General features: G+C 72.3%; 29 protein-coding genes. 14 read left to right on the top strand and 15 right to left on the bottom strand.

Annotated features, from left to right (window positions below; genetic code table 11):
- The first annotated feature begins 18 nt into the window (after positions 1-18).
- Together IE269_RS03915 and IE269_RS03910 are read left to right on the top strand one after the other, a co-directional pair.
- Complete coding sequence (locus IE269_RS03915; RefSeq protein WP_189821224.1) at positions 19-831, top strand: phytanoyl-CoA dioxygenase family protein; 813 nt, start codon at positions 19-21, stop codon at positions 829-831.
- Positions 828-1,937, top strand: a complete 1,110-nt coding sequence (locus tag IE269_RS03910) for a zinc-binding dehydrogenase (RefSeq protein ID WP_189821223.1) — start codon at positions 828-830, stop codon at positions 1,935-1,937. Before IE269_RS03915 ends, IE269_RS03910 begins: the two co-directional genes overlap by 4 nt.
- A 6-nt stretch (positions 1,938-1,943) precedes the next feature.
- Here IE269_RS03910 and IE269_RS03905 read toward each other — a convergent pair whose 3' ends face one another.
- Entirely contained in the window at positions 1,944-2,828 is an 885-nt protein-coding gene (locus IE269_RS03905) for a helix-turn-helix domain-containing protein (RefSeq protein WP_189821222.1), read from the bottom strand.
- Between the two features lie 210 nt (positions 2,829-3,038).
- Here IE269_RS03905 and IE269_RS03900 point away from each other — a divergent pair, with 210 nt between their 5' ends.
- Positions 3,039-4,265: an MFS transporter gene (locus IE269_RS03900; protein WP_189821221.1), complete on the top strand. Its 1,227-nt coding sequence runs from the start codon at positions 3,039-3,041 to the stop codon at positions 4,263-4,265.
- A gap of 211 nt (positions 4,266-4,476) precedes the next feature.
- Complete coding sequence (locus tag IE269_RS03895) at positions 4,477-5,124, top strand: TetR/AcrR family transcriptional regulator (RefSeq protein ID WP_189821383.1); 648 nt, start codon at positions 4,477-4,479, stop codon at positions 5,122-5,124.
- Here IE269_RS03895 and IE269_RS03890 read toward each other — a convergent pair.
- Entirely contained in the window at positions 5,104-5,925 is an 822-nt protein-coding gene (locus tag IE269_RS03890) for a MaoC family dehydratase (RefSeq protein WP_189821220.1), read from the bottom strand. The genes IE269_RS03895 and IE269_RS03890 overlap by 21 nt on opposite strands.
- Positions 5,926-5,927: 2 nt before the next feature.
- A complete protein-coding gene (locus tag IE269_RS03885; protein ID WP_189821219.1) occupies positions 5,928-7,244 on the bottom strand; it encodes a 3-oxoacyl-ACP reductase in 1,317 nt (438 codons plus the stop codon).
- Between the two features lie 278 nt (positions 7,245-7,522).
- On the opposite strand from IE269_RS03885, the gene IE269_RS03880 reads away from it, so the two are divergent.
- Complete coding sequence (locus IE269_RS03880; RefSeq protein WP_189821218.1) at positions 7,523-7,879, top strand: hypothetical protein; 357 nt, start codon at positions 7,523-7,525, stop codon at positions 7,877-7,879.
- Between the two features lie 643 nt (positions 7,880-8,522).
- Here IE269_RS03880 and IE269_RS03875 read toward each other — a convergent pair.
- The 5 genes from IE269_RS03875 to IE269_RS03855 all read right to left on the bottom strand — a co-directional run bounded on the left by IE269_RS03875 (position 8,523) and on the right by IE269_RS03855 (position 11,503).
- Positions 8,523-8,714 (bottom strand): ferredoxin, encoded by a 192-nt coding sequence (locus IE269_RS03875; protein WP_189821382.1) that lies wholly within the window; start codon positions 8,712-8,714, stop codon positions 8,523-8,525.
- 23 nt (positions 8,715-8,737) lie between these two features.
- Entirely contained in the window at positions 8,738-9,922 is a 1,185-nt protein-coding gene (locus IE269_RS03870; RefSeq protein ID WP_189821381.1) for a cytochrome P450, read from the bottom strand.
- Between the two features lie 121 nt (positions 9,923-10,043).
- Positions 10,044-10,589 (bottom strand): hypothetical protein, encoded by a 546-nt coding sequence (locus IE269_RS03865; RefSeq protein WP_189821217.1) that lies wholly within the window; start codon positions 10,587-10,589, stop codon positions 10,044-10,046.
- A 207-nt stretch (positions 10,590-10,796) separates the two neighbouring features.
- Complete coding sequence (locus IE269_RS03860) at positions 10,797-11,216, bottom strand: DUF6924 domain-containing protein (protein WP_189821216.1); 420 nt, start codon at positions 11,214-11,216, stop codon at positions 10,797-10,799.
- Positions 11,217-11,242: 26 nt separating this feature from the next.
- Positions 11,243-11,503 (bottom strand): YrhB domain-containing protein, encoded by a 261-nt coding sequence (locus IE269_RS03855; protein ID WP_189821215.1) that lies wholly within the window; start codon positions 11,501-11,503, stop codon positions 11,243-11,245.
- Positions 11,504-11,602: 99 nt separating this feature from the next.
- Between IE269_RS03855 and IE269_RS03850 the strand changes: the two genes are divergently transcribed.
- Both IE269_RS03850 and IE269_RS03845 read left to right on the top strand, forming a co-directional pair.
- Complete coding sequence (locus IE269_RS03850) at positions 11,603-12,178, top strand: dienelactone hydrolase family protein (protein ID WP_189821214.1); 576 nt, start codon at positions 11,603-11,605, stop codon at positions 12,176-12,178.
- Between the two features lie 162 nt (positions 12,179-12,340).
- Positions 12,341-12,883, top strand: a complete 543-nt coding sequence (locus IE269_RS03845; RefSeq protein ID WP_189821213.1) for an SMI1/KNR4 family protein — start codon at positions 12,341-12,343, stop codon at positions 12,881-12,883.
- A 225-nt stretch (positions 12,884-13,108) separates the two neighbouring features.
- Here the strand turns inward: IE269_RS03845 and IE269_RS03840 are convergent, their stop codons facing one another.
- Both IE269_RS03840 and IE269_RS03835 read right to left on the bottom strand, forming a co-directional pair.
- The gene (locus IE269_RS03840) at positions 13,109-13,426 is read right to left on the bottom strand and encodes a DUF397 domain-containing protein (protein WP_189821212.1); all 318 of its coding nucleotides are present in this window, start codon (positions 13,424-13,426) and stop codon (positions 13,109-13,111) included.
- Positions 13,423-14,292, bottom strand: a complete 870-nt coding sequence (locus IE269_RS03835) for a helix-turn-helix domain-containing protein (protein ID WP_189821211.1) — start codon at positions 14,290-14,292, stop codon at positions 13,423-13,425. The genes IE269_RS03840 and IE269_RS03835 overlap by 4 nt, the downstream gene beginning before the upstream one ends.
- Positions 14,293-14,415: 123 nt before the next feature.
- On the opposite strand from IE269_RS03835, the gene IE269_RS03830 reads away from it, so the two are divergent.
- Complete coding sequence (locus IE269_RS03830; protein WP_189821210.1) at positions 14,416-14,853, top strand: ATP-binding protein; 438 nt, start codon at positions 14,416-14,418, stop codon at positions 14,851-14,853.
- A gap of 83 nt (positions 14,854-14,936) precedes the next feature.
- Here IE269_RS03830 and IE269_RS03825 read toward each other — a convergent pair whose 3' ends face one another.
- A complete protein-coding gene (locus tag IE269_RS03825) occupies positions 14,937-16,097 on the bottom strand; it encodes an RNA-guided endonuclease InsQ/TnpB family protein (RefSeq protein WP_229897431.1) in 1,161 nt (386 codons plus the stop codon).
- Positions 16,098-16,438: 341 nt separating this feature from the next.
- On the opposite strand from IE269_RS03825, the gene IE269_RS03820 reads away from it, so the two are divergent.
- Positions 16,439-16,813 (top strand): SdpI family protein, encoded by a 375-nt coding sequence (locus IE269_RS03820; protein WP_189821209.1) that lies wholly within the window; start codon positions 16,439-16,441, stop codon positions 16,811-16,813.
- A gap of 363 nt (positions 16,814-17,176) precedes the next feature.
- Here the strand turns inward: IE269_RS03820 and IE269_RS03815 are convergent, their stop codons facing one another.
- Complete coding sequence (locus IE269_RS03815; protein WP_308436935.1) at positions 17,177-17,431, bottom strand: type II toxin-antitoxin system VapB family antitoxin; 255 nt, start codon at positions 17,429-17,431, stop codon at positions 17,177-17,179.
- 143 nt (positions 17,432-17,574) lie between these two features.
- On the opposite strand from IE269_RS03815, the gene IE269_RS03810 reads away from it, so the two are divergent.
- Positions 17,575-17,967 (top strand): gamma-glutamylcyclotransferase family protein, encoded by a 393-nt coding sequence (locus IE269_RS03810; RefSeq protein ID WP_189821208.1) that lies wholly within the window; start codon positions 17,575-17,577, stop codon positions 17,965-17,967.
- 8 nt (positions 17,968-17,975) lie between these two features.
- Here the strand turns inward: IE269_RS03810 and IE269_RS03805 are convergent, their stop codons facing one another.
- Positions 17,976-18,845 (bottom strand): alpha/beta hydrolase family protein, encoded by an 870-nt coding sequence (locus IE269_RS03805; protein ID WP_189821207.1) that lies wholly within the window; start codon positions 18,843-18,845, stop codon positions 17,976-17,978.
- 175 nt (positions 18,846-19,020) lie between these two features.
- Between IE269_RS03805 and IE269_RS03800 the strand changes: the two genes are divergently transcribed.
- From IE269_RS03800 to IE269_RS03785, 4 genes are all read left to right on the top strand, one after another.
- A complete protein-coding gene (locus IE269_RS03800) occupies positions 19,021-19,818 on the top strand; it encodes an SMI1/KNR4 family protein (protein WP_189821206.1) in 798 nt (265 codons plus the stop codon).
- Positions 19,806-20,180 carry a hypothetical protein gene (locus tag IE269_RS03795; RefSeq protein ID WP_189821205.1) on the top strand — a complete coding sequence of 125 codons (375 nt, stop codon included), beginning with the start codon at positions 19,806-19,808 and terminating at the stop codon, positions 20,178-20,180. The genes IE269_RS03800 and IE269_RS03795 overlap by 13 nt, the downstream gene beginning before the upstream one ends.
- A 147-nt stretch (positions 20,181-20,327) precedes the next feature.
- The gene (locus tag IE269_RS03790; RefSeq protein WP_189821204.1) at positions 20,328-21,533 is read left to right on the top strand and encodes an NAD(P)/FAD-dependent oxidoreductase; all 1,206 of its coding nucleotides are present in this window, start codon (positions 20,328-20,330) and stop codon (positions 21,531-21,533) included.
- Between the two features lie 42 nt (positions 21,534-21,575).
- Positions 21,576-22,508 (top strand): RNA polymerase sigma-70 factor, encoded by a 933-nt coding sequence (locus IE269_RS03785; RefSeq protein ID WP_229897429.1) that lies wholly within the window; start codon positions 21,576-21,578, stop codon positions 22,506-22,508.
- Between the two features lie 49 nt (positions 22,509-22,557).
- On the opposite strand, the gene IE269_RS03780 is transcribed toward IE269_RS03785, so the two are convergent.
- Positions 22,558-23,133, bottom strand: a complete 576-nt coding sequence (locus tag IE269_RS03780) for a DinB family protein (protein ID WP_189821203.1) — start codon at positions 23,131-23,133, stop codon at positions 22,558-22,560.
- A gap of 199 nt (positions 23,134-23,332) precedes the next feature.
- Entirely contained in the window at positions 23,333-24,481 is a 1,149-nt protein-coding gene (locus tag IE269_RS03775; protein WP_189821202.1) for a lipase family protein, read from the bottom strand.
- Positions 24,482-24,535 lie beyond the last annotated feature (54 nt).

Here is a 24,535-nt window from a genome sequence, read left to right as displayed (position 1 = left end):
TCTCAGGAGAAAAGACCCATGCGACTGACCAAGGACCAGACCGACCAGTACCACGAGCAGGGCTTCCTGCTGCTCGAATCCCTTCTCGACCCGCAGGAGGTGGAGTTGCTGCGCGCCGCCTTCGAGCGCGACGCGCGGATACCCGGCCCGCAGCGGGTGGCCGAGGACGGCGGCACTAAGGTGCGGGCGGTCTACTCCTCGCACCAGCGGCAGCCCGAGTACGCCGGACTGATCCGTGACCCGCGCATTCTGGAGCCCGTGCGGCAGCTGCTCACCGACGACGTCTACGTCTACCAGTTCAAGATCAACGCGAAGCCGCCGTTCGGCGGCGACAAGTGGGCCTGGCACCAGGACTTCCTCGCCTGGCGGCTCGCCGACAACCTGCCCGCCCCGCGTCAGGTCAACATCGGCGTCTTCCTCGACGACGTCACCGAGTTCAACGGCCCGGTCATCTTCCTGCCGGGCTCGCACGCGAACGGCCTGGTCAGCGAGGGCCGTTCGGACTCCGCGAAGTCCGCCCAGCACCTCGACCCCGACGACATCTCGCTGTCCCCGCAGCAGCTCGCCGCGCACGTCGACCGGTGCGGCATGACCAGCCCCAAGGGCCCGGCCGGGTCCGTCGTGCTGTTCTCCCCGGAGATTGTGCACGGCTCGTCCCCCAACATGTCGCCGTTCGCCCGCCGGCTGCTGATCGCCACGTACAACGACACCGCCAACCTGCCGAGGCCCACGGGCGAACCCCGCCCGGACTACGTGGTGTGCCGCGACACCGAGCCGCTGCGCCCGCTGGCGGCCCCGTTCTCCCGGGCCCTGAGCGGGGTGACGGCATGACCGGGCGTCGCACCGGGCGCGGTGTCGTCCTGGAGGAGTTCGGCGAGCCGCTGCGGCTGCGGGAGTTCCCGCTGCCTCCGGCCCCCGACGGAGGGATGATCGTCGCCTGCGGGTACGGCGGCGTCTGCGGCACCGACCTGCACTTGCAGCAGGGCCACCTGGACATCCCCGTCCCGCTCGTCCTCGGACATGAAGGACTGGGTGTCGTAAGGGAGTTGGGCGCCGGAGTCCACCAGGACGCCACCGGGGCGCCGCTCGCGGCCGGTGACACGGTGATGTGGGCCTCCTCCATCGCCTGCGGCGTCTGCCCGCCCTGCCGGCTGCACCGCGAGCCGACCCTGTGCGAGCAGCGCCGTACGTACGGCGTCAACCGCGCCCTCGCAGACCGGCCGGAACTCTCCGGGTCCTGGGCCGACCACATCGTGCTGCGGCCCGGCACCACCGTGATCAAGGTCCCGGACGGCACCGACCCGCTCGCCGCCATGTCGCTGGCCTGCGCCGGGCCCACCGTGGCCCACGCGCTGTACGAGCGGCGCCCGGTTCGCCTCGGTGAGACCGTCATCGTGCAGGGCAGCGGGCCGGTCGGCCTCGCGGCGGCCGCGTTCGCGCAGCTGGCCGGGGCCGCCAAGGTCGTCGTGGTCGGCGGCCCGGCCGCCCGCCTGGAGCGCGCCGCCGCGGCGGGCATCGGGGACGTGCACCTGAACATCGCGGACGCCGCCGACCCGGCGGAGGTGCTGCGCGAGGCGCGGGACGCGGTCGGAGGGGACGGCGCCGACCTGGTCATCGAGTGCGCCGGGGTGCCCGCCGCCGTCGGGCAGGGCCTCAACCTGGCGCGGCGGGGCGGCAGTTACCTCATCATCGGCCAGTACACGGATGCCGGGGACACGCTGATCAACCCGCACCAGATCGTCCACCGGCAGCTCGACGTGATCGGCTCCTGGGCCTTCACCGGCGCCCATCTCGTCGAGTACGTACGCCTGTTGCCCGCCCTCACCGCCCGGTTCGACCTGGCGAGCCTGGTGACGTCCTTCCCGCTGGACAAGCACGCCGACGCGCTCGCGGCGGTCGCGGACGGGTCGGTGATGAAGGCGGTCCTCACGTCCTGACGGCCCTCACCGCGCTCGCTCGGCCTGACTGGCCTGACTGGCCTGACCGGTCTGCCCGGCCTGACTGGTGAGCGCGGTGAGCACCCCCAGCGCCTCCTCCGTCGCCCTGTCGTCGGGCAGATAGGCGAGCAAATGGTGGCCCGGCTCGTCCACGGCGGCGAGCTTGACGTACCGCAGCCGCAGATCACCGGCGTCCGGGTGCCGGAAATGGCGTACGGCGGGGTGGAACGCCGAAGTCTCCCGGTCGCGGTACCAGCGCCGGGCGTCCGGGTCGGTCAGCAGCTCCTCGGTGACCTCCGCATAGCGGGCGTCCTCCGGATGCCGGGCCGCCCTCGCCCGGAACTGTCCGAGCAGGCTCCGCGCCTCCGACTCCCAGTCGGCCAGCAGCGTACGGGCGGGCGCCCAGTGGAACACCAGCCACAGCAGGTTGCGCTGCTTGGGCGCGAGACGGGCCATGTCGGTCAGCAGGGACGCGTACCCCGAGTTCCAGGCGATCAGATCCCAGTGCGGGTCGAGCACCGCGGCCGGGTTCGGCGCCAGCGACTCCACCAGCGACAGCAGATTCCGGGACACCCACCCCGGCGGCCGCTCGGCGGGGCCGTCGTGCTCCACGAACGACAGCACGTGCGCGGTCTCGTCCGCGCTCAGCCGCAGGGCCCGCGCCACGGACCGCAGCACCTGCTCCGACGTACGCACCCGCCCCTGCTCCAGCCAGGCGTACCAGGAGCTGCTGACACCGGCGAGCTCGGCGACCTCCTGGCGCCGCAGCCCCGGCGTACGACGCCTCGGCGAGCCGGGCAGCCCCACCTCCGCGGGCGCGAGCCGCTCACGGCGCGACCGCAGAAACGCCCCCAACTCACGAGACGGCCCACCGGCTTCACCGCCGCTCACGCCCCCGCGCCTCCCCTCGGCCCCGGCCTGCGCCCGGGGCAGCGCCCCAGGGTGTGAGCAAGGGTAATCGGCTGCGGGCCCACGCCGGTCGGCGGCGGTGATGGTCTGGACACACGGGGCCACCAGCCCCGCGAACACGGGTCACCGGCCCCCGCGAACACGGGCCGCGAGCCCGACCCGAAGAGCCCTCAAGGAGCCCCAAGGAACCCCATGGACACCGCCGACTCTCCCCGCACCACGCCCGCACCCCCGCAGCCCCCCGCCACCGGCCCCGCCCCCACCCCCTCCACTCCGCCCCTCCCCGCCTCCTCTCTCCGGCTCCTGCGCGCGGCCGGGTTCGTCAGCAACTTCGACCGGTTCTGCATCACCCCGATGCTGCTGCTCATCGGTGCCCAGCTCGGCGTGAAGCTGAGCACGGTGATGCTTGCCGCCAGCGGATACTTCCTGGCCTACGGGCTGATGCAGCCGGTCTGGGGGCTGGCCAGCGACCGCTTCGGCCGGGTGCGGGTCATGCGCATCTCACTGGCCGGGGCCGCCGTCGCCGCCCTGTGCTCGGTGCTCGCGCCCGGCGCGACCGTGCTGATCGTGGCCCGCATCGCGGCCGGCGCGTTCTTCGCCGCGTCCATCGCCGCCTCCATCACGTACGTCGGGGACACCGTGCCCGCGGCGGTCCGCCAGCGCCCGCTCAGCGAGCTGATGACCGCGTTCGCGCTGGGCACCGCCGTGGCGACCGTCGTCGCCGGGGCGCTGGCGCACTACGTGAGCTGGCGGCTGGTCTTCGCCCTGCCCGGCCTGATCGCCCTCTACCTGGTCTTCGCCCTGCGCCGGCTCCCGGAACCCCCGCGTGCGGCGCCCGGTGCGCTGCTCGCCCCGTTCAAGGTCGTCCTGAGTTCCCGCTGGCAGTGGTACGTCATGGCGGTCGCGGCGCTCGAGGGCGCCGTCCTGCTGGGCTTCCTGACGTACCTGGCACCGGCCCTGGAGGCCGAGGGCGCCTCGGCGACCCTGGCCGGTGCGGTGTCCGCGCTCTACGGCGTCGGCTCGATGGCCGCCTCGCAGCTGGTCAAGCGCCTGGTCGGACGGTGGAGCGCGGTGGGGCTCATCGTGGCCGGCGGGGTGCAGATGGCGGTGGCCTTCGGCTTCGCCGCGGTCAGCCTGTCGGTGCCTTCCCTGGTGGTGTGCGCCCTGCTGCTCGGCGGCGGCTGGTCGTTCATGCACTCCACGATCCAGTCGTGGGCCACCACCCTGTCCCCGGCCGCCCGCGCCACCGGTGTCGCGATGTTCGGTGTCGCTCTGTACGTCGGCTCCGCCCTGGCCAGTGCCTTCGCCGCCGGGCCCGCCGAACGCCATGCGTACCCGGGCATGTTCCTGACGGCCGCTCTCCTCGCCGTCCCCCTGACGGTGGCCGCCGCGGTGGGCCGCGCCCGCTGCCGGGGCTGACCGCCGCTGCACGGGGCCGCCTTCCGGCTCCGCCTTCCGGATCCGCCCGATCAGGGCCCGTCGGCCAGGTCGGGGCGGCCGCCCCGCGCCGTAGGCTTGCCGCAGAGTACGAGCGGCGGCCAATGACCGGGCCGGCCGGTGGGGCGAAGGGGGCAGGGAGCACATGGGAGCGTCGGACGGTACGCCGGTGGCGGCGGGTCGGGGCAAGCGCATGCCGCGTGCGGTGCGCGAGCAGCAGATGATGGACGCCGCCGTCCAGACCTTCGCGCGGCTCGGGTACCGGGCGGCCTCCATGGACCAGATCGCCGAGCTGGCGGGGGTGTCCAAACCCCTCGTCTACCTCTATCTCAACTCCAAGGACGAGCTGTTCACCGCCTGCATCCGGCGCGAGGCCAGTGCGCTCGTCGCGGCGGTGCAGGCCGGGATCGAACCCGGGCTGCCCGCCGACCGGCAGCTCTGGGACGGGCTCACCGCCTTCTTCCGCCACACCGCCGAGAACCCCGACGGCTGGTCCGTCCTGCACAGCCAGGCCCGCACCCACGGCGAGCCCTTCGCCGCCGAAGTGGCCGCGATGCGGGCGGAGATCACGGCGTTCGTGAACCACCTGATCGGCGACGCCGCCCGCGAGGCCCGCTGCGATCCGCACCTCGCCGACCGTGAGGTCGCCGGGCTCGCCCAGGCCCTGGTCGGCGCCGCCGAGTCCCTCGCGGCCTGGGCGAACGACACCCCCGGCGTCTCCGCCAAGGAGGCCGCCGCCACCCTCATGAACTTCGCCTGGGCAGGGCTGGAGAACCTGATGAAGGGCGACCGCTGGTCGCCCTCGGCCGCCGCCACATCCTCAGCGGGGAAGTCCCGTTGAGGAGATCCGGCCCGACAGGTGAAGCCGTCCGTCCCGGCCCCGCAGCTCGAAGCCGCCGTCCGGCAGATGTACGTACGACACCTTCGCCGGGAGGAGTACGGGCGCCTTGAACTCCGCCCGTACGAATGACGCTTCCGGCGGATCCGCCTCCGCCACGCACCGCGCGAACGTCCACATCCCGTGCGCGATGGCCCTCGGGAAGCCGAAGGGGCGTGCGGTGAGGGGGTGCAGGTGGATGGGGTTCAGGTCGCCCGAGATGCGCCCGTAGCGGCGGCCGAGGTCGCCGGGCAGAGCCCATTCCGCCCCGCCCGCGGCGCCCTTGGGCGACGGTCCCGACCCGACACCGGCAGAGCCCCCATTCCGCGCCAGATACGTGCTCCGCGACGCCCACACCGGCACCCCGGCCCCCTCGGTCCGTACCTCCGTCACCATCACCACCTCCAGCCCCCTCCGGTGCCCCCGCACCTCCTCCGCGTACACCGCCACGTCCACCCGTTCCGCCGGACTCAGCGCCCGCCGCTGCCGCACCTCGATGCCCGTGTGGACCAGGCCCAGCAGCGGCAGCGGGAAGTCCCGCGCCGCCATGATCCGCATCGCGAGCGGGAAGCCGAGGAGGTGCGGGTACGGGAGCGGGACCGGCGCCGCCCCCGCGTACCCGCACAGCCGCGCGTACGCCGCCAGCTTGCCGGGGTCCAGCACGACCCCCTTGCGCACCAGCCGGGGCGAGGAGAGCTCGATGGCCGCGCCCGGCACCTTCTTGAAGGGGGAGCGCGCCGCCCCCGCCACCACGTGCAGCAGCATCCTCAGGCCCCCAGCAGGCTCTGCCCGCACACCCGGACCACCTGTCCCGTGACCGCGCCCGACCCCGGATGCGCCAGCCACGCCGTCGTCTCGGCGACGTCCTCCGGGAGGCCGCCCTGCCCGAGGGAGTTCATCCGGCGGCCCGCCTCGCGGATCATCAGCGGGACGGACGCCGTCATGTTCGTCTCGATGAAGCCGGGGGCGACGGCGTTGACGGTGATGCCGTACGCCGCCAGGCCCGGGGCGAGGGCCCGCACCAGCCCGGCGACGCCCGCCTTGCTCGCCGCGTAGTTCGTCTGGCCCGCGTTGCCCGCGATCCCCGCGATGGAGGAGGTGGCGACGATCCGCGCGCCCTCGCCCAGCACGCCCGCCTTCACGAGCGACTGGGTGGTCCGTATGACGGAACCGAGATTGACGTCGAGGACCGAACTCCAGTTCTCCGCCGTCATGTTGGCGAGCTTCTTGTCACGGGTGATGCCCGCGTTGTGCACCAGTACGTCGACGGGGCCCGTCGCCGCGATGCGCTCGGCGGCGTCCGGTGCGGTGATGTCCAGCGGCAGGGCCGCGCCCCCGACCCGTACCGCCGTACGTTCCAGATCGTCCGCCACCTGGGGCACGTCCAGGCACACCACATGCGCCCCGTCCCTGGCCAGCGTCGCCGCAACGGCCGCACCGATGCCCCGGGCGGCCCCGGTGACCAGGGCGGTGCGCCCGGCGAGAGGCCGCTCCCAGTCGATGTCGCCCGCCAACTCACTGGTGGTGTGCGCGAGTTGCACAACCTGACCGCTCACATACGCCGACTTCGGGGAGAGCAGGAAGCGCAGGGTCGACTCCGCGCCGGAGAGACCGCCGGGGGCGAGCCGGAGCAGCTGGGCGGTGCGCCCACGCCCGATCTCCTTCGCGAGAGACCGCACAAAGCCCCCCAACGCCTCCTGCACGGCGGCCTGTTCGGGATCGTCGGGGGAGAGGTGCGAGCCGAGCACGAGCAGGCGCCCACCGCTCGCCACGGTCCGTACGACCGGCTGGAGCGCCGCGTGCACGTCCGCGAGGCCGTCGACCGTGACCACGCCGGTCGCGTCCAGGACCACGGCGGCGGGCGCACCGGCGGAGGGGACGACACGCAGTCCGGTACGGGGGAGGAGGGCGCCCAGCGCCTCGGTGTGCGCGGAGAGGCCCGCCGTGAGATGCAGCAACTCGCCTTGCAGGACGGGGCGTTCGGGAGACCAGCGGAGGAGGGAGGCCGGTTGGGGCAGCCCGAGTCTGCGGGTCAGGAAACGGCCGGGGGCCGTGCCCGTGAAGTGCAGATAGCGATCGGCCATCGTCCCTGCTCTCTCTGTGCGGTGTTGAAGGGGCAGTATTGACTTCCGGGTAAGGTTACTCAGAAGTCAGCACCAGGGAGACGTCCCGGTGTCCGTCGCCTTCCGTTTGCCCGCTCCGGCGGCCCTCGAACGTTCGTGTGGGAGTGCTCGGCCGACCGGGTGAGAGCGGATCGTTTCGGCGGCACTCGATGGAGGGAAGGGGCGCGACGCGGGCGGGAAGGTGCGGGCACGGTGACCGGGTCGTACCCCAACCCGCCTCCTCTTCACGGGAGTTCACCATGACCGTCCCCCGCACCCGCCGCATGCTGACCGCCGCCGCAGGCGGAGCCGCCGCCCTGCTCGCCTGTCTGCCGGGGGTGGCGCTGGCCGCCGAGGGCGAGTTCAGCTACGTGTACGACGACGCGGGCCACCGCACGTCACTCGTGGACCCGCCGAGCGGGACGTGCATCCTGCTGCCGGGGGTGGACCAGACGTGGATGAGCCTGCCGCCGATGATCGCGCCGCACAACGGGACGGACCGGCGGGTGTACGTGTACGAGTCCAAGGACTGCACGGGCCCGTCCTACGGCATTGACCCGATGGGCACGGAGCCCCCGCTCCCCCGCGTCCCCCTCCGCTCCGCCCGCTTCTCCTGACCCCGATCCCCCGGGGGCTGCACCCCACCCCGGGGCTGCACCTCACTCCGGGGCTGCGCCCCACCCCGGGGCTGCCCCCCCACTCCGGGGCTGCCCCCCCACTCCGGGGTTGCCCTCCACCCCGGGGCTGCGCCCCTGTCCCCTTCCCCTCTCCCCCCTTGGGCGGCGCCCCTTTTCGCCGCCGTCCCCTTGGGCGGCGGGGCCGCCCCCACCCCCTCCCACCCTCGCCCCCTTGGGCGGCGGGGCCGCCCCCCGGGGGCGGGACGGGCGGGCAAGGGGGCGGCCCGCCCGATCCGGGCCCACCCGGACACCGGCCCCCGCCCGCACCTTGCACGCCGGGTGCGCGCAGCCCCAGGGCCCTCGGTTCGCCTCCCGGTGCCGGGTGCGTGAAGCTCCGGCCCGCCGGGCCAAGGAGGGCCCCAGCCCCGCCCCTTCACCTAAAGCGCTCGCCGCGCGGCTGGGTGGGTGGTTGCTCGCGCAGTTCCCCGCGCCCCTGAAGGGGCACGGGAAGGCGCGCCCGCGCGGGGGGAGCCGCCAGTCCGGAAGGGCCCCGCGCGGGGGGAGCCGCCAGTCCGGAAGGGCCCCGCGCGGGGGGAGCCGCCAGGTCCGGAAGTGCCCCGCGCGGAGGGGGCCGCAGATCGGACTACCCCTCCTCCCGGAGGGAGATCGCGCCGACGGGGCACGACTGGACCGCCAAGGTCACCCCGGAGCCCCCGGGGCGAGCCCCCGGGAGGAGTTCGGAGAAGCCCTCGTCGTCCTGGGTGAAGGTGTCCGGCGCGGACAGCACACACTGCCCCGCCCCGATGCAGACATCCGTGTCGATGGCGATCCGCATGGTCATGTCGTCAAGGTCTCCGTTCACCACGCCACCGGCAGTTCCGCCAGCCCCTGGATCGTGTCGCCCGGCTTGCACGGGATCTCGTCCGCCGGGACGCCCAGCCGCAGGTTCGGCAGGCGGCGGAAGAGCGCGGGGAGGGCGATTTCCATCTCCGCCCGGGCCAGGTTCTGGCCGAGGCACTGGTGGATGCCGAAGCCGAAGGCCAGGTGGCGGTCGGTGCGGGTCAGGTCGAGGGCGTCGGGGGAGGCGTAGACGTCCGGGTCGCGGTTGATGAGGGAGGTGGAGAAGATCACCGCCTCGCCCGCCCGGATCGTCTCCCCGGCGATCTCGATGTCCTCCGTCGCCAGCCGTGACATCCCGTCCGCGATGGACAGGAAGCGCAGGAGTTCCTCGACGGCACGGCTCACCCCGGCCGGGTCGGCATCGCGGAAGCGGGCCAGCTGGTCCGGGTGCTCCAGCAGCGTGTACGTACCCAGCGCGATCATGTTCGCGGTCGTCTCGTGCCCGGCGAGGAGCAGGATCAGCGCGAGGTTGACCAGTTCCTCGCGGTCGTCGAAGACGCCGATCATGTCGTCCAGCAGGCCCGCGGGAAGCCCGGGTTCCGAGGCTTGTTTGCGGTCAACCAAGGCGTTCAGATACGCGTCCAACGCGTCCCGCGCCGCCTCCACGTCCTCCCTCCCCGGCCCGCGCAGCAGCCGCCGCGAGGCCTCCTCGAAGAAGTCGTGGTCCTCGTACGGCACCCCGAGCAGCGCGCAGATCACGATGGACGGGACGGGCAGGGCGAAGGCGCTGACCAGGTCGGCGGAGTTGGAGCCCTGCGCGACCATGTCGTCCAGCAGGCGGTCCACCGTGGCCTGGATCGCGGGCCGCAGCCCGGCCGTCCGCTTCAGGGTGAAGCCGGGGATCAACTTCCGCCGCTGGGCGTTGTGTTCGGGGTCGTCGACACCGAGGAGCTCGACCCGGCGGCGTTCGACACCCACCAGGCGCTTGGCGAAGACGGGGAAGTCGGGGCGCTCGCGGGCCGAGGAGAGCCGCTGGTCGGCGAGGAGCGCACGGGCCTCGGCGAGGCCGGTCACCATCCACACCTCGGTGCCGTCGAAGATCTCGACACGGTTCAGGGGCCGGCCGGTGGCCCGCACGGGGTCGTAGCCGGGGGCGGGGTCGTACGGACAGGTGCGGTTCTGCGGAAAGACGACGGGGGTCATGGGGCCTGCGGGGGCGACGGGCGACTCAGTCACGGACAACCTCACTCACACTCAAGCGGAGGGACCTCTACCGATCACCCTCCACTAGATGCCCGCACCACGTACCCGGTCTATGCGATGTTCAGCCAAAGGGGGGCCGGGCTCGGCCCTGGGCGGGTGCGGTGGCCGGCGGGGCGGCCGGGTTGACGGCGTCGAAGGTGAGGACGCGTTTCTCGAAGTCGACGCGGAAGGTCGCCGAGTAGCTGCCGTCCCGGGTGACTTCGCGGTCGAACGCGTCGCTGGTGCGCCAGTGGGCACCTTCCGGGAGGAGTGGGGTGACGGCTCCCGGCAGGGCTGTGCCGGATCCGGCCGCCTCCCGCCACTCGTACCGCGTACGAAGCCGCTCGGCGTCCCGTGCCGAGAGGTCGACGACGCCGGCCATCTCGACGTCCGTCGGGCCGGGGAGGCGGGGGTTGTTGAGCGATACGCCGACCCAGCGGGCCCGCACGAACTCCCCGAACGCGGGGAAGCGGCGTTCGACGGGGGCCCTGTCCTGTCGCACCTGGGCCTCGGCCCTCTCTTTGGCGGGGACCCACCCGGCGGTGTCTTGTGCCTCCCCGCAGCCGGTGAGTGCCACCACCATGGCTCCCGCCAGGATTGTGGCCCCGGGCTTTCGGTTCCGTTTCACCGTGACTCCTCTCCGCCCCTGTGGCGTGGGGTGTGTTCGCTTCCCGGTGCTGGAGGGGTTCAGCAGTGGCCAGCCGGGCCGATGGGTCCCCAGCCCCGCCCCTTCACCTAAACCCGCGGGGCAGTGGGGCGGTTCCCGTGCGGGAGTGTTGTGGTTGCTCGCGCAGTTCCCCGCGCCCCTGAAGGGGCACGCACCGGGAGGTGCAGGTCAGAGGGGGTGTACGACCCCGCCGGGGGAGGTTGCGGCCTCGTCGGCGAATTCGGCGAAGTCCATGTTCGCGAGCTGGAGGTTCACGTGGACGGAGTGGACCGCCCCCGGCATCACCCGCAGCTCGCGCGGTTCCGGGTGGTCGACCAGGTCCTGGTAGTAGGTGGGGTCGAGGGTGGAGGTGTCCTCCCAGCCGAGGTTCAGTGCCAGGAGGGCCCGGTCCGGGGATGTCATGGTGTGGCGGTCGGCCAGGAAGACCACGCTCAGGTCTTCGTCGTCGCGGTACGCCGTCCACGCCTCCTCGGTGGAAGCCCCGTCCCGGTCCAACACCCGGAACTCCGGGTGGAGTTCACGCAGGACCGCCTCCCACGCCCCCTCGTCCCCGAAGTCCGTCCGGACGATCAGTGCGTCGTACTCCATCGAGCCCCCCTCACGTCCTCGCACCCTCACAGTCCGAGTTCCGCCGTCTCCATGGACCCGGTGAGCCGGCACTCGCCGGTTTCCAGGTCGACGGCGACCGGTCCCGAACCGATCGCCAGGTCCCGCCAGTTGCCGGTCCGGAGATAGGCGGTCGACTGGCAGTCGAAGTACAGCACGGAGCCCCGCACCTGCGGCTCGCCGTCCGTCAGCGCCAGGGGCATCTCCGCCGTGCGGTTCCCCGCTTCGAGGAACCGTGCCGCGCGTTCTCTCGCACTCTCCTTGTCCATGCGGCGATCGTATAGTCGAATGGGCGTTCGATAGACCTAGGATGGCGGATCATTCGCCGGCCACAGGCAAGGCAAGCGAGCAAGGCAAGGAGTTCGGGTGTGGCTGAGGTTGTGCTGTTCCACCATTCGCAGGGGCTGACGCCCGGAGTCCTCGCGTTCGCCGACGCGTTGCGGGTCGCCGGGCACACCGTGCACACGCCCGACCTCTACGAGGGGCGGACCTTCGCCACTCTCCAGGAGGCCATGGCGTACGTCGAGGAGATCGGGTTCGGGACGTTCGTCGAGCGGGGTGTGCGGATGGCCGGGGGATTCCCCCCTGACGTCGTGTACGCCGGGATCTCGCTCGGCGTGCTCCCCGCGCAGAAGCTCGCCCAGACGCAGGCGCAGGCGCGTGGTGCGCTCCTGGTCGACGCCTGCATCCCGGTCGAGGAGTTCGGCGAGGGCAAGGGCTGGCCCGCCGCCGTCCCCGTACGGATCCACGCCAAGGAGGCCGACCCGCTCGTCGCCGAGGACCTGGACGCCGCCCGCGCGCTCGTCGCCGGGGCCGCGGATGCGGAGCTGCACCTCTACCCCGGCGACCAGCACCTCTTCCTGGACAGCTCCCTGCCCTCGTACGACCCGGAGGCCGCCGCCCTCGTGACCGCCCGCGCGATCGAGTTCCTCGCCTCCTGCTGAGCCTCTCGCTGAAGCGTGGGCTCGGCCGACCCGCCGAACACGACCAGCGTCATCGCCGTCTCGACGGGCGAAGCGCCGGGCTGGTGGCCCGACCTGTTCAGCACAGCTCCGGAGGGAGGCGGCCACGGTCCGGAGTCGCCGTACTTCTGCCAGCATGCTGCCGTGACAGACATACGTGATCAGCGTCCCGCCGAGGCCACTCTCGACTTCCTGCGGACCGCGTTCCCGTCGGAATGGCGGGAGCCGCCGCTCGGGCAAGAAGCCGTCGCGGACTGGGAGCAGGAGAACCGGGTGGTCCTGCCGGAGCCGTACAGGACGTTCATCGCGGAGATCAGCAACGGGTCCGGCCTCGGCCCCGCCGGCGACGGCGGTCTCCAGCCGCTCGGCTGGCTGCCCGACACCTGGCCCGATCTTGGACCGCGACAGCCGGGCGAGCCGTTTCCGCTGGGGGCTGCCTGGCCGTGGGAGGACGACGAGAGTGTCGGCCCCGAGGACCCGCGGATCGACGCCGCGTTCAACAACGGGTCCATCGTTCTCGGGTCCGAGGACGGGCAGTCGTTCTGGCTCCTGCTGACCACTGGCCCCCGCCGCGGCGAGGTGTGGATGATCGCCGACGTCGGGGCCGTCCCGGCGCCCGGCGACCAGGCATGGGGCTTTGAGGAATGGGTGCAGCGCTGGCGCACCGGCAACGGCTGGTGGGACTGAGCGGACGCGGGTTCCGGGGTCGGCGTACGGGGTGGGTGTGGTCCGCGCGGTGGGGGTGACTCCGAGCTGGGGGCTGGCGTCGGCGAGTTTGGGGGCGTGGGGCTCTGCTTGCTTATCGGGTGGTCCCCGGGGTCGGCGTACGGGGTGGGCGCGGTCCGCGCGGTGGGGGAGGCCCCGAGCTGGGGACTGGCGTCCCCGAGCTTGGGGGCGCGGGGCTCTGCTTGCTTACCGGGTGGTCCCCGGGGTGGCGTACGAGAGGAACGCGGTCCAGGCGGCGGGGGAGACCCCGAGCTGGGGGCTGGCGTCGGCGAGCTTGGAGTCGCGGATGTGGATGGTGGTGGGGTGGGCTGCCACTTCGACGCACTGGCCGCCCTCGCCGTCGCTGTAGCTCGACTTGGACCAGTCGTAGGCGACCTCCAGGCACTCACCGCCCTCGCCGCCGCTGTAGCTCGACTTCCGCCATTCGTAAGCGACTTCGAGGCAGTCGCCGCCCGCCCCCCCGCTGTAGCTCGACTTGAACCAGGTCAGCGTTTCCGCGTTCATCGGTCTCCCAGAATTCTTTCGATCATCGCCAGGGAGGCGTCCGGCCTGAGAGCCAGCGTCTGCATGATTCCATAGCGTTCCTGCATCGCCCGGACTTCGGCCGGATCGGTGATCAGGCGCGGGTGCCCCTGAACCTCCGTGTATGCCACGCGCTGTTCGTTCTTGGCGGTCAGCAGGTTGAACGCACCATCCATGTTGGGATGTTCCTCGCAGGCTGTCTCCATTACCTGGATGGTGATGTTGCGCCGAGTGCCCAACGTCAGCAGCCGTCGCAACTGCTCGTGGTGCACCTCGCGGCCGCCGATCGGCCGGTGCAGGGCGACCTCCTCGAAGATGAAGCCGAATTGCGTGGGCGGCCACTTCTCCAGCACCCCTTGCCGCGACAGGCGGTCTGCGACTCGCTTCTCCACGGTCTCCTCGCTGTAAAGCGGTCGCCACCGGGTGAAGATGGCCCGCGCGTACGCCTCCGTCTGGAGCAGCCCGTGCACGACCTGGTTGCCGTAGTGGAAGATCTCCAGTGCCTCGGCCTCCAGCTTGGCGTAGTTCCGGTACCAGTCCGGGTGTCGGGTCCGGCTCTTCTTCAGGGCCTCTTCGACGTCCGGGATGGCCGCGATGAGAGTCCCGTGAGCCCCGAGCACAGGATCTGCGGCCAGCAGCAAGTCGGGCTGCGGCGTGCGCGTCCCCCTCTCGACGGCCGAGATGAGGTCCGGGCCGAAGCGGACGGCGGTCGCCAACTCGCTCTGTTTCATGCCCCGGAACTCCCGCAGGGCCTTGATCTGTTTGCCCAGCGCACGGAACAAGTGGGCGGTGCCGTCCTCTTGGGACGGAGTCTCTGGGGTCGGGTCCTGATCCGGGTTCGGGAGCACGGGGGCCACCTTCGGGGGTCACGGTCGACAACTCGTACAACGCGCATCACGCGCCCGTACAACTACCCAGAGTCGCCGGGTCGCACCTGGCCAGCGTAGATCGGACCGGCCACGCTCTGTCACATGAACAGTGAAATGCCCACGCTGGACGTGGAGTTCAAGCAGCAGATCAGTTCCACGCGGCGCGGGGCCCGGCTGGCGAGGCTGCTGGCGGAGCGGCAGCTTCAGGAGTGGGGGGTGCCGTACGGGTGCGAGTTCGCGGACGCGGTGGTGACGGTGGTGGCGGAGCTGGCCGCGAACGCCGTCCTCCACGGCCACGTGCCGGGGCGGGACTTCGAGCTGCGGATGACGTGGGGCGACGTACTGCGCATCGAGGTGTCGGACGCGCGGGGTGAACGGCGGCCGGTGCGGCAGGAGTACGGGCCGTACGTGACGGAGGGAGGGCGGGGGATGGTGCTGGTGGAGGAGCTGGCGGACGACTGGGGCGTCACGGAACGCAACCCCGGCAAGACGGTGTGGGCGGAGGTCAACTACTCGGCCGTGAACGACCGAGCTTGTTAGCTCGGTGTGTCACGGCTGGGTTTATGCTCCCGACTGCCCCCTACGGTAGGGCGGTCACGGGGCACATTTACCCGTCTGCGGCTCTAGGCCGGGGCGGGATCGGGCATGTTGACGAAGGCCCACGCCGAGCGGGCGCGGTTGCGCACGTTGATCCCGGCGACGTGATCGGAGGGCCCAGCGAGGCCGCACCGACGACAGGTGAAGTGTTCCCGAGTGGGCCGGTTGGCGCGCTCGGTGTGGCCGCAGCGCGGGCAGCGCTGGGAGGTGTAGGCCGGGTCCACCTCGACGAACGGCACTCCGTTGCGTCGGCACTTGTAGGCGATGAACGCCCCGAGCTGGTGGAAGGGCCAGGAGGACAGCCGTGCGCGCTGGTCGCGGGGAACCGTGACCCGATCGCGGATACCCCGAAGCTCTTCGAGGGCGATGCCGCGTCCGGTGCGTTGGGCGACCGCAACGACTGTCTTGGCGATCCTGTGGTTGAGGTGGGTGGCGTGGCGGGCTTCCTTCTTCGCCCGCTTCTTCAGCCGCTGCTTCGCGGACCGGGTGCGCTTGGCCTGGAGCTCGGCCCGCTTACGCGCCTGCCAGCGCCGGTAACGGCCCACCCGACGACCCTGGTAGTCAGTGCCGTCCGAGGTGGTGGCCAGGTTCACGATGCCCCGGTCCACCCCCACCCAGTCCACGGGTTCGTACACCTCGCGGTCGGGCACGTCGATGGTGGCGTACAGAAACCACTTCCCATCCCGGAACACCAGGTCCGACTCACCCTTGCGGTGTGCGGTGAGCTGCTTCAGAGCCTTCGGGGAGCAGGCGAAGCGGACGTTCCGCACGCGTCCGTCGAGCGTCCAGATGCTCACGGTCTGCGCGTCGTAGTTCCACGACAAGCACCGGTCATCGAACGTGTGGGCGGCGTGCGGACGGAAGGCGACCGGTTTCGACTCCGCCGTGCGGCGGCGCTTGGAGGTGGGCGGGCCGAGGGATCCGGCCCGGATGCTGACCCGCAGGGTGGTGTAGGTGTCGGCGACACGTTTGATGAGATGCTGGGCGGCCTGCGCCCCGAACCCCTGGCCCCGCAGCTCGCCGTAACAGAGTTTGCGCAGCTCCCGTACCCCGCCCCGCAGGGCGAAGGCCTCGAAGGAGAGCGCGGACACCCAGTTGGCGGCCTGGTTGAGGGCAGGCAGGGTGCGCTCGAACGCCGAGACCTGCACGGCATCCGGCAGCAGCTTGACCTGCACCACCAGCTTCATAAGAACCGAACGTAACCATCCGCTGCCCGGCCCGCGCCCCTTCCCGGCCCGCTCACCCGATCGAGTGATCGCCACCCCTGGCCGTGGGCTGCTGTGGCCGACTCCGTCGGCACCTGCTCTGATTCCTGTCCGCAGGACCCCCACCGTGCCTGGCTCCGCCGGTACAAGGGGCTGCGACGCTCCGCGTCGCTCAGCCGAGGATGCGATTCCTCCCGGGCGTGAACGCCCGGGGTTCCTCGCAAGAATCCGCTGAAGTGGCCGGGAGACTGCCGGGGGACGGCAGTGCACTGAGGGTCGGGCCGGGTCCAGGATGACGAGGTCAAGGACTGGGAGGGGGAGGCATGGACCCGGCTGCGGGATGGGTGTTCGGGGTGGGGCTGCTGGTGCTGGGGGCGGCGGTCCAGTACGTGAAGCGGCTGGTCGGGGAAGACGGCTTCGGGCGGAACGCGGCGATCGGCATCAGGACGCGGGCGACGATGGCGTCGGACGAGGCGTGGCGGCGGGGCCACGCGGCGGCGGTCCCGCTGCTGAGGGCGACGTACCTGACGGCGTACGGGGCGGGCGCGGTGTCGCTGGCGACGGGGGTGGTCCTGCTGGCGGCCGACACGCGGAGTGCGGCTGCCCTGGTCGTCCCGCTGTGCGGGCTGGTGGCGGTGCTCGGCCTGCTGATCGCGGCCTCGGCGAGGGCGAATGGGGCCGCACGGGCGCCCCTTTAGGGGCGCGGGGAACTGCGCGCCCAGCCACGACGCTCCTGCACGGGAACCGGTCCCCTCTTGCCCCGCGGGTTTAGGTGAAGGGGCGGGGCTGGGGACCTCTTGGCCCGGCGGGCCGGAGCTTCACGTGCCCGGTGCCGGGAGGCGTCCCGAGGGCCCGGGGGTGAGCGCACCCGGCGTGCAAGGTGCGGGCAGGGGTGGCACCCGGGCGGGCCGGGAGCGGAAGGGCCGCCCCGCCGCCCAAGGGGACGAGGGGAAGAGGAAGGGGGGCGGCGTCGTTGCTGATGACCTCGCCCCAGGCGCTCAGGAGTGCTTTGTCGCGCTGGACACGCCAGAGGGCGGACGAATCGATGAGGTAGCGCGGGATCATTGCGGCCGGTCGCTCTTCTCCGCCGCGTGACGCCGTTCCCAGGACTCGTAGTCCCAGGTCTGGGCGACGTCGGCGTAGTGCTCCAGGGCGGCGATGCGCCGGTGGCGCTCGGTGAACTCGCGCAGGGCGGTGTTCACGGCTTCCTCCTTGGACCTGATACCGGACACGCGCATGGCCTCGGCCAGGGCCTCGTCGTCGAGATCAATCGTGGTCAGGCTCATGAGGCCCTCCATGTTGATGGCCAGCAGCATTCATCAACAGAGTACGTATGGCACCCGACGTGCACCCTTTCGTCCCCAGGAGGGGCGACCCCGAGCCCGGCCGGCCTCTCGTCCCCGGCCCCGACCCCCCTGCCCCCTTGGCCGCGCCACCGATCAGCGGCGAGACTCCCCCCATGGCCGACCACCGCCCCGACACCCTCTTCGTCTACGGAACCCTCCGCTTCCCGGAGGTCCTGCACGCCGTCCTCGGCCGCGTCCCCTCCGGGACCCCCGCCGAAGCGGCGGGCTGGCGGGCCGCCGCCATCCGGCACCGGGCGTACCCGGGCCTGGTGCCCTCGCCCGGCAGCGTCACGCGGGGCCTCCTGCTGGCCGACCTGACACCGGCCGAGTGGCAGCTCCTGGACGAGTACGAGGGCGCGGAGTACGACCTGCGCCGCATCCCGCTGGAGGGCGGGACACCGTACGGCTGGACGTACGTATGGGCGGCCGGCGACGTCCGCCCGGACACCTGGGACGCCGAGGCCTTCCGCACGCACGGCCTGCCCGCCTTCCTCACCCTCCTCTGAGGGCCCCCTCACAGGAGGTGGTGGCGGAAGAAGTCCGCCGCCTCCCCGCCCACCCGTACCCGGGCCGTCGGGTCGGCGGGGTCGTCCGCGAAGAAGTCCTCGTGGCGGACCCCGGGTCCGGCGCAGGCCCCGCTCGCCGCCGGGATGTGCTCCAGGTACGGGCGGGTGTCGGCCTCGTACGGGGCGATGGTGTCCGCCCCTCCCCACCGGATGCCCACCGGCACCCGTACCGTCGCCAGACTCTCCGGGGTCACCAGGCTGCCGACGCCCGGGGCCACCTGGAAGACCGCCCGCACGCGAGAGTCCCTGAGGTCCACCCCGGCGGCGGCCTCCAGCGCCTGCCGTGACGCCTCGTCCTGCGGGTACAGCCGCCGCAGCTCCTCCAACAGCCCCGGGAATTCCGGGACTTCGGGCAGCGGGTAGGCCCCCGTACGGATGCCCCAGAGGATCTCCGGATCGACCCGTGCCCCGACGAGGGCCGCCGCCGTGTAGCCGCCGAGGGAGAAGCCCGCGACGCCGACCGGCCCGAGCGGCTGCTCGCGGGCGAGGGTGTCGAGGACGAAGGTGATGTCGCGGGGGCGCTCCCAGACGTGCAGGAAGCCCTCGGGCTCGTACCCGTCGACGTAGTTGTTGCCGTGGTGGTCGAGCGCGACGACCCGGAACCCCGCCTCGTGCAGCGGCCGTGCCAGCCACTCCATGTCGCTGCCCGATCCGCCGGTGCCGTGCGAGACGACCACCAGCGGCGCGGGTCGCCCGGCCTGCGGGGGCTCCCACAGGTAGAGGCGGACGGGGCGCGGGCGGGAGGGGTCGCGCAGGTCGGGGCGGGAGGCGTCGTGCAGGACGCGTATGAGGGGTTGGGCGGCCTCGGTGATCGTCATGGGGGAATCGTAAGGAGCGTGGGGCGTACGGGAGTTGCCTTTCGGGCGGATGGTCCGGGATGTTCCGGGGGTGGTGCGGCCGGTGCGGCTCGTGTAGAAACATGCGGTTCTGCTCTCGTACGCACGCACGTATGCGCGCGCGTACGCCTGCGTCCCCGACCGGAGGTCCCACCCCATGAACATGCGCCGGGACGAGGCGTACGAGGCCGTGATGGGGATGGTCTTCCCCGAGTCGGGGGAAGAGCCGCTCGTCTGCGGGGAGTCGGGCCACGGGGCGGGGCACGTGTGCATACCGCTGGCGGCGGACGTGGCCCCGGACGAGGACTGGTTCGACCTCGGGGGAGCGTCGGCGGGGGTGCGCGGGCTGCCGGAGGCGCTCGGCGGGGAGACGGTGGAGTGGGTGGTGGCGTGGCCGTGGAGTGCACGGTGGGTGGGGGTGGGGCGTACGGGTGGGGTACGACCCGTACTCGCCGTGCTGGAACGGACCACCCCGGACCTGGCCGCGCTGCCCTCCGACGCGACCTGGCTGGACGCGCTGGTTGCCGTGACGGGGTGGGAGGCGACGGGGGTGCGGGCACCGGAGGTCGAATGGGGCCTGCTGGAGCGGGGGTTGGGGATGCGGCTGCCGCAGGAGTACAAGGCCTTGGTGGAGACCTTCGGGCCGGGCCGCTTCGACTCCTTCCTGGACCTGACGCCCCCGCAGGACCTGCACCCGTCCACCTGGCCGGGCGACGGCCACGACCGCCTGGTCTGGGCCTCCAACGAACACCGGGACACCTTCTACTGGCTCATGGACGGCCCGGACCCGGAACGCTGGCCGGTGTGCGGGGAAGCGGACACCGGCAGGGCGGTCCGCTTCGACTGCGGGCCGGCTGAGGTGATCTTCCGGTATCTGGTGGACCCGGACTTCCCGTTCCGCATCCCGACGGGGTTCCGGGCGCAGTGGTTCGATGCGTGGGGGTGCGAGGAGTGAAGGGGGAGCGGCTCGGGTGCGGGGCCGGGGGGCTCATCGGGGCGCTGTCCGGGGTGCCGACGTCGCTGCTGGTGGCGTACGTGGTCGCGGTGATGTGGTCGCAGTGTGATGTCGGGGTCGCGCCGGGGCTGGTGGCGATGGGGCTGGCGTTGCTGCTGTGGTTCGCGACGAGTGTGCTGTGGACGGTGGTGGTGTGGGCGCTCGGCCGGTACGGGACGGGGCTCGCCGTGCTGGTGGGGGTGGTGGCCAACCTGGGGCTGGTGTGGTGGGTGATGGCGGTGGTGGCCACACCGGCGGACTATCCGGACGACATCTGCCCGGCGAACGTGCCGGAGTGGTGGCCGGGGTGGGTGCCGGTGTGAAGAGGGCCGAAGCCTCCGGAATCGGGCTCGGCCCGCCCGGTGTGCGACCCCGGCGCGCGACCCCCGCGTGTGACCCCCGCCACATCCCGTCACAGTCTCCGCACCCCCGGTGTCCTGTGGTCGAACCCCTTTCGAGTGGAGGACACCATGAGCGAGACCCAGGCCACCCGCGTCGTCGTCATCGGCGGCGGCTACGCCGGAGTGATGGCCGCCAACCGCCTCACCCGGCGCAGTGACCTCACCGTCACCCTCGTCAACCCCCGCCCCGACTTCGTCCACCGCATCCGGCTGCACCAGCAGGTCGCCGGGACCGGTGGTGCGGTCGTCGCGTTCCGGGAGGTGCTCGCGGAGGGGGTGCGGCTGGTGGTCGACACCGTGGAGCGGATCGACGCGGGGGCGCGGAGCGTTGCGCTCGGGGCGGGCGAGGACCTGTCGTACGACTACCTCGTGTACGCGGTCGGGAGCGGCAGCGCCGATCCGCGCGTCCCGGGGGCTGCCGAGTTCGCGTACCCGATCACCACCCTGGAGGAGGCGGAGCGGCTGCGTCCGGCGCTGGAGGGCGTGGGTGCGACCGCCCGGGTCGTTGTCGTCGGGTCGGGGCCCACCGGCATCGAGACCGCCGCCGAGCTGGCGGAGGCGGGGCGTCCGGTCAGCCTGGTCTGCGGCGGCGAGCTGAACCCGTACCTCCACCCGAGCGGCCGGCGCTCGGTGGCCCGGCGGCTGGCCCGCCTCGGGGTGGAGGTGGTGGACGGCCCCGGCAGCAGGGCCGTCGAGGTCACCGGGGACGCCGTCCGCCTGGCCGACGGGCGGGAGCTGAGCAGTGCGCTCACCGTCTGGACGGTCGGCTTCGGTGTTCCGGACCTGGCCGTACGGAGCGGCCTGACCACCGACGCGCTCGGCCGGCTCCTCACCGACGAGACCCTGACCAGCGTCGACGACGACCGCATCCTCGCGGCGGGCGACTCGGCCGCCCCCTCGGGCCTGCCGCTGCGGATGAGCTGCCAGGCCGCGATGCCGCTGGGCGCGCAGGCCGCCGACACGGTGCTCAGCCGGATCGCGGGCGAGCAGCCGGAGACGGTGAACCAGCCGTTCGCCGCGCAGTGCATCAGCCTGGGGCGGCGCGACGGGATCTTCCAGTTCGCCAACAGGGCGGACACGGCGGTGCGTTGGAAGGTCGACGGGGCGCTGGGCGCGAAGCTCAAGGAGACGGTGTGCGCGGGTGTCGTCGGCCATCTGGCGGGCGAGGCGGCCAAGCCGGGCGGGTACCGGCTGCACCGGATGGGCGGCGGCGGTCAGCGCCGGGAGCGGCTGGCCGCACAGGATGCGCCGCGGGCTCTCGACCGTACGGCCTGACCGGTCCATGATCAGACGGCAGCCAAGGAAAAGGATCTTGCCGTGAGCACCCCTCTGAGCGCCCCCGGGCCCTCTCCCTCTCCCGACCCCGCCACCGAGACCTTCCTCGCCCACCGCAACCTCCTCTTCACCGTCGCCTACGAAATGCTCGGCTCGGCCGCCGACGCGGAGGACGTGCTCCAGGAGACCTGGCTGCGCTGGGTCAAGGTCGACCTCGCCCAAGTGGACGACCGCCGCGCCTACTTGGTGCGGATCACCACCCGCCAGTCCCTCAACCGCCTGCGCACGCTGCAACGCCGCAAGGAGTCGTACGTCGGCTCCTGGCTGCCGGAGCCGATGCTCACCGCGCCGGACGTGGCGGAGGACGTCGAGCTGGCGGAGAGCGTCTCCACGGCCATGCTGCTGGTTCTGGAGACCCTCTCGCCCACCGAGCGCGCCGTGTTCGTCCTCCGGGAGATCTTCGACGTCGGGTACGACGAGATCGCGACGGCGGTGGACAAGTCACCGGCGGCGGTCCGCCAGATCGCCCACCGGGCCCGGCAGCACGTCGAGGCCCGCCGCCCCCGCCAGACGGTCCCGGCGAGCGTGACCCGGGCGGCGCTCGCCTCCTTCCGGCGCGTGCTGGAGACCGGCGACCTCCAGGGGCTCCTGGACGTGCTGGCCCCGGACGTGGTCCTGATCGGCGACGGCGGCGGCATCAAGCACGCGGCCCTGCGGCCCACGGTCGGCGCGGCGAAGGTGGCCCGCTTCATGCTGGGCGGCATCGGCAAGCACGTCGAGGGCAAGGGCTCCGCCTTCACGGTCACGCCCACCGTGGTCAACGGCACCCCGGGCCTCCTCATCCACATCGACGGCGAGCTGGACGGGGTGATGACGGCACGCGTCGAATCCGCGCGGATCACGGGCCTCTACTACGTCCGCAACCCGGAGAAGCTCCACCGAGTGACCGCCGAAACCCCGCTCACCCTCAGGTGACCCCCACCCCTGAAGGGGCGGGGGCGACGTACGGGTCGGGTGGGCGGGGCTACTGGCCCACCCTGCCGTCCACGCACTCGCGGAGCAGGTCCGCGTGGCCGCAGTGGCGGGCGTACTCGTCGACCATGTGGATCATGAGTTCGCGCACGGCGATGTCCTCGCGGCCGACGCGGGCGCCGAGGTCGGTGTGGTACTTGGACAACTCCGCGTCCGTGGCGGCCTGTTGGCGTTCCAGGTCGGCCCAGGCGGACTCCACCTGTGCCGGGTCGCCGGTCGCCTCGTCGAAGTCCGCGTCGCGCTTGCCGTACAGCTTCGGGAGCGGGTCGCCGTGGGTGATCCAGTTGAGCCAGTCCCGTTCCACCTCCGCGAGGTGCCGGACGAGGCCGAGGAGCGACATCGTGGACGGGGGGACGGAGCGGGTGGCCAGCTGGGCGGGGGTCAGGCCGTCGCACTTCATGCGCAGGGTGAGGCGGTAGTTCGTGATGAAGTCGAGGAGGGTGGCGAGCTCGCCCTCGGGGGACGGCTGGTCGCTGTCGCGGGGGTCGTCGTCCGGGTTGACCCACATGTCGGGGTAGACGGTCGCTTCGGTCCAGCGTGCGGGGCGGTCTGCGGTGGTGTCGGTCATGGGGGCATCGTCGCCCCTGGGCGGCCGTGGCGCCATGGGGTTTGCGGGGCCGCCGGGGGCCGTGTTCGGTGGCGTGGGCGTGCGTTCCCGGCGGCGGCCGCGGTTGCGGTGGATCCGGTGATCAGCAGGACGGTCGTGCCGAGGAGGGCGGTCCAGGGCGAAACCTTCGCGGCAGGGGAGAACCCGCGTCGTACGACGGTCAGCAGTTGCCGTCCGCCGGCTTGCCCGTGAAGCGGTCGGCGAGCCAGTCCATCGCCGGGAACGCCCCGACCGTCACCCCGCCGATGTGTCCCAGGAGTGGATGCGTGCGCCACTGGACCTTCGCGCCCGCCTCGCACCAGTCGCTGCGCAACTGCTTGCCCACCTTGTACGGGATCAGCTCGTCCACGGCCCCGTGGTAGAGGTAGACCGGGTGGTCGGGGGCGTGGCGGCCGAGCTTCGAGTCGTTCAGCTTCGCCTGCCAGTCGGGGGATTCGAGGGGGTTGGTGGTGGTGACCTCGCTGATCCGCTTGAAGGGGGCGGAGATCGCGTTGATCGCCACGCAGTTCTTGCGCATGAAGTCGACGTAGGACTTGCCCTGTTGGTTGAGGTACGAGTCGAGCTTCAGCTCGGGGTACGCCGTGTCGTGGCCGGCCGCCGCCATCAGGATCAGGCCCGCGCCGATGTTGCCCTCGTTGAACTTCGCGACCTCCATCAGGTCGGCGGGGACGCCGCCGGTCGCGGTGCCCTTGACGTTCAGTTCCGGGGCGTACGAGTCGTGGAGTTCGGCCGCCCAACTGCTGGCCTGGCCGCCCTGGGAGTAACCCATGATGCCGACGGGGGAGGCGGGGGTCAGACCGGTTTCCGAGGCGGGGAGCTTCAGGGCGGCGCGGGCCGCGTCCAGGACGGCCTGGCCCTCCGCGCGGCCCACCGTGTACGTGTGGTCGCCCGGGGTGCCCAGGCCCTCGTAGTCCGTCACGGCCACGGCCCAGCCGCGCTGGACGACCTGGTTGATGAGGGTCGCCTCGGTGGTGGTGCCGGTCGGGAACCCGGCGCTTGGGGCGCACTGGTCGCCCATGCCCACCGTGCCGACGGCGTACGTGACGAGGGGGCGCGGGCCCTTGCGGCCGTCCCGGGGGACGATCACCGTGCCGGAAACGGTGTTGGGGGCGCCCTTCGCGGTCGTCGAGCGGTACGTGATGTGCCAGGCGTCGGTGTTGGTGGGCTGGAGGGGGAGGGGGTGGAAGGAGGTGGGGGCGGCGGAGAGGAGGGCGCCGGGAGCGGGGTCGGCGGCGTTCGCCGTCGCGGGGAGGGAGGCGGAGAGGGCGAGGGCGGCGGAGACGGCGAGGGTTCGAGTGCGTACGGACATGGCTCTCCCTACGGGGGTGGGGGGTGCAGGGTGCGCTCTTGCGTACGGAGAAGG

Origin of the sequence: Streptomyces spiroverticillatus, from assembly GCA_014650415.1 — a bacterium.
Taxonomy (GTDB): Bacteria; Actinomycetota; Actinomycetes; order Streptomycetales; family Streptomycetaceae; genus Streptomyces; species Streptomyces spiroverticillatus.
This window is presented reverse-complemented; position numbering and strand designations above follow the sequence as displayed.

Excerpts from the sequence above, each read along its gene's own strand:
- IE269_RS03790 (WP_189821204.1), top strand. The coding sequence starts at position 20,328 with ATGAGCGAGACCCAGGCCACCCGCGTCGTCGTCATCGGCGGCGGCTAC.
- IE269_RS03830 (WP_189821210.1), top strand. The coding sequence starts at position 14,416 with ATGAACAGTGAAATGCCCACGCTGGACGTGGAGTTCAAGCAGCAGATC.
- IE269_RS03895 (WP_189821383.1), top strand. The coding sequence starts at position 4,477 with ATGCCGCGTGCGGTGCGCGAGCAGCAGATGATGGACGCCGCCGTCCAG.
- IE269_RS03815 (WP_308436935.1), bottom strand. The coding sequence starts at position 17,431 with ATGCTGCTGGCCATCAACATGGAGGGCCTCATGAGCCTGACCACGATT.
- IE269_RS03800 (WP_189821206.1), top strand. The coding sequence starts at position 19,021 with ATGAACATGCGCCGGGACGAGGCGTACGAGGCCGTGATGGGGATGGTC.
- IE269_RS03840 (WP_189821212.1), bottom strand. The coding sequence starts at position 13,426 with ATGAACGCGGAAACGCTGACCTGGTTCAAGTCGAGCTACAGCGGGGGG.
- IE269_RS03860 (WP_189821216.1), bottom strand. The coding sequence starts at position 11,216 with ATGGAGTACGACGCACTGATCGTCCGGACGGACTTCGGGGACGAGGGG.
- IE269_RS03805 (WP_189821207.1), bottom strand. The coding sequence starts at position 18,845 with ATGACGATCACCGAGGCCGCCCAACCCCTCATACGCGTCCTGCACGAC.
- IE269_RS03855 (WP_189821215.1), bottom strand. The coding sequence starts at position 11,503 with ATGGACAAGGAGAGTGCGAGAGAACGCGCGGCACGGTTCCTCGAAGCG.
- IE269_RS03780 (WP_189821203.1), bottom strand. The coding sequence starts at position 23,133 with ATGACCGACACCACCGCAGACCGCCCCGCACGCTGGACCGAAGCGACC.
- IE269_RS03900 (WP_189821221.1), top strand. The coding sequence starts at position 3,039 with ATGGACACCGCCGACTCTCCCCGCACCACGCCCGCACCCCCGCAGCCC.
- IE269_RS03910 (WP_189821223.1), top strand. The coding sequence starts at position 828 with ATGACCGGGCGTCGCACCGGGCGCGGTGTCGTCCTGGAGGAGTTCGGC.
- IE269_RS03810 (WP_189821208.1), top strand. The coding sequence starts at position 17,575 with ATGGCCGACCACCGCCCCGACACCCTCTTCGTCTACGGAACCCTCCGC.
- IE269_RS03870 (WP_189821381.1), bottom strand. The coding sequence starts at position 9,922 with ATGACCCCCGTCGTCTTTCCGCAGAACCGCACCTGTCCGTACGACCCC.
- IE269_RS03875 (WP_189821382.1), bottom strand. The coding sequence starts at position 8,714 with ATGCGGATCGCCATCGACACGGATGTCTGCATCGGGGCGGGGCAGTGT.
- IE269_RS03825 (WP_229897431.1), bottom strand. The coding sequence starts at position 16,097 with ATGAAGCTGGTGGTGCAGGTCAAGCTGCTGCCGGATGCCGTGCAGGTC.
- IE269_RS03885 (WP_189821219.1), bottom strand. The coding sequence starts at position 7,244 with ATGGCCGATCGCTATCTGCACTTCACGGGCACGGCCCCCGGCCGTTTC.
- IE269_RS03890 (WP_189821220.1), bottom strand. The coding sequence starts at position 5,925 with ATGCTGCTGCACGTGGTGGCGGGGGCGGCGCGCTCCCCCTTCAAGAAG.
- IE269_RS03880 (WP_189821218.1), top strand. The coding sequence starts at position 7,523 with ATGACCGTCCCCCGCACCCGCCGCATGCTGACCGCCGCCGCAGGCGGA.
- IE269_RS03820 (WP_189821209.1), top strand. The coding sequence starts at position 16,439 with ATGGACCCGGCTGCGGGATGGGTGTTCGGGGTGGGGCTGCTGGTGCTG.
- IE269_RS03775 (WP_189821202.1), bottom strand. The coding sequence starts at position 24,481 with ATGTCCGTACGCACTCGAACCCTCGCCGTCTCCGCCGCCCTCGCCCTC.
- IE269_RS03915 (WP_189821224.1), top strand. The coding sequence starts at position 19 with ATGCGACTGACCAAGGACCAGACCGACCAGTACCACGAGCAGGGCTTC.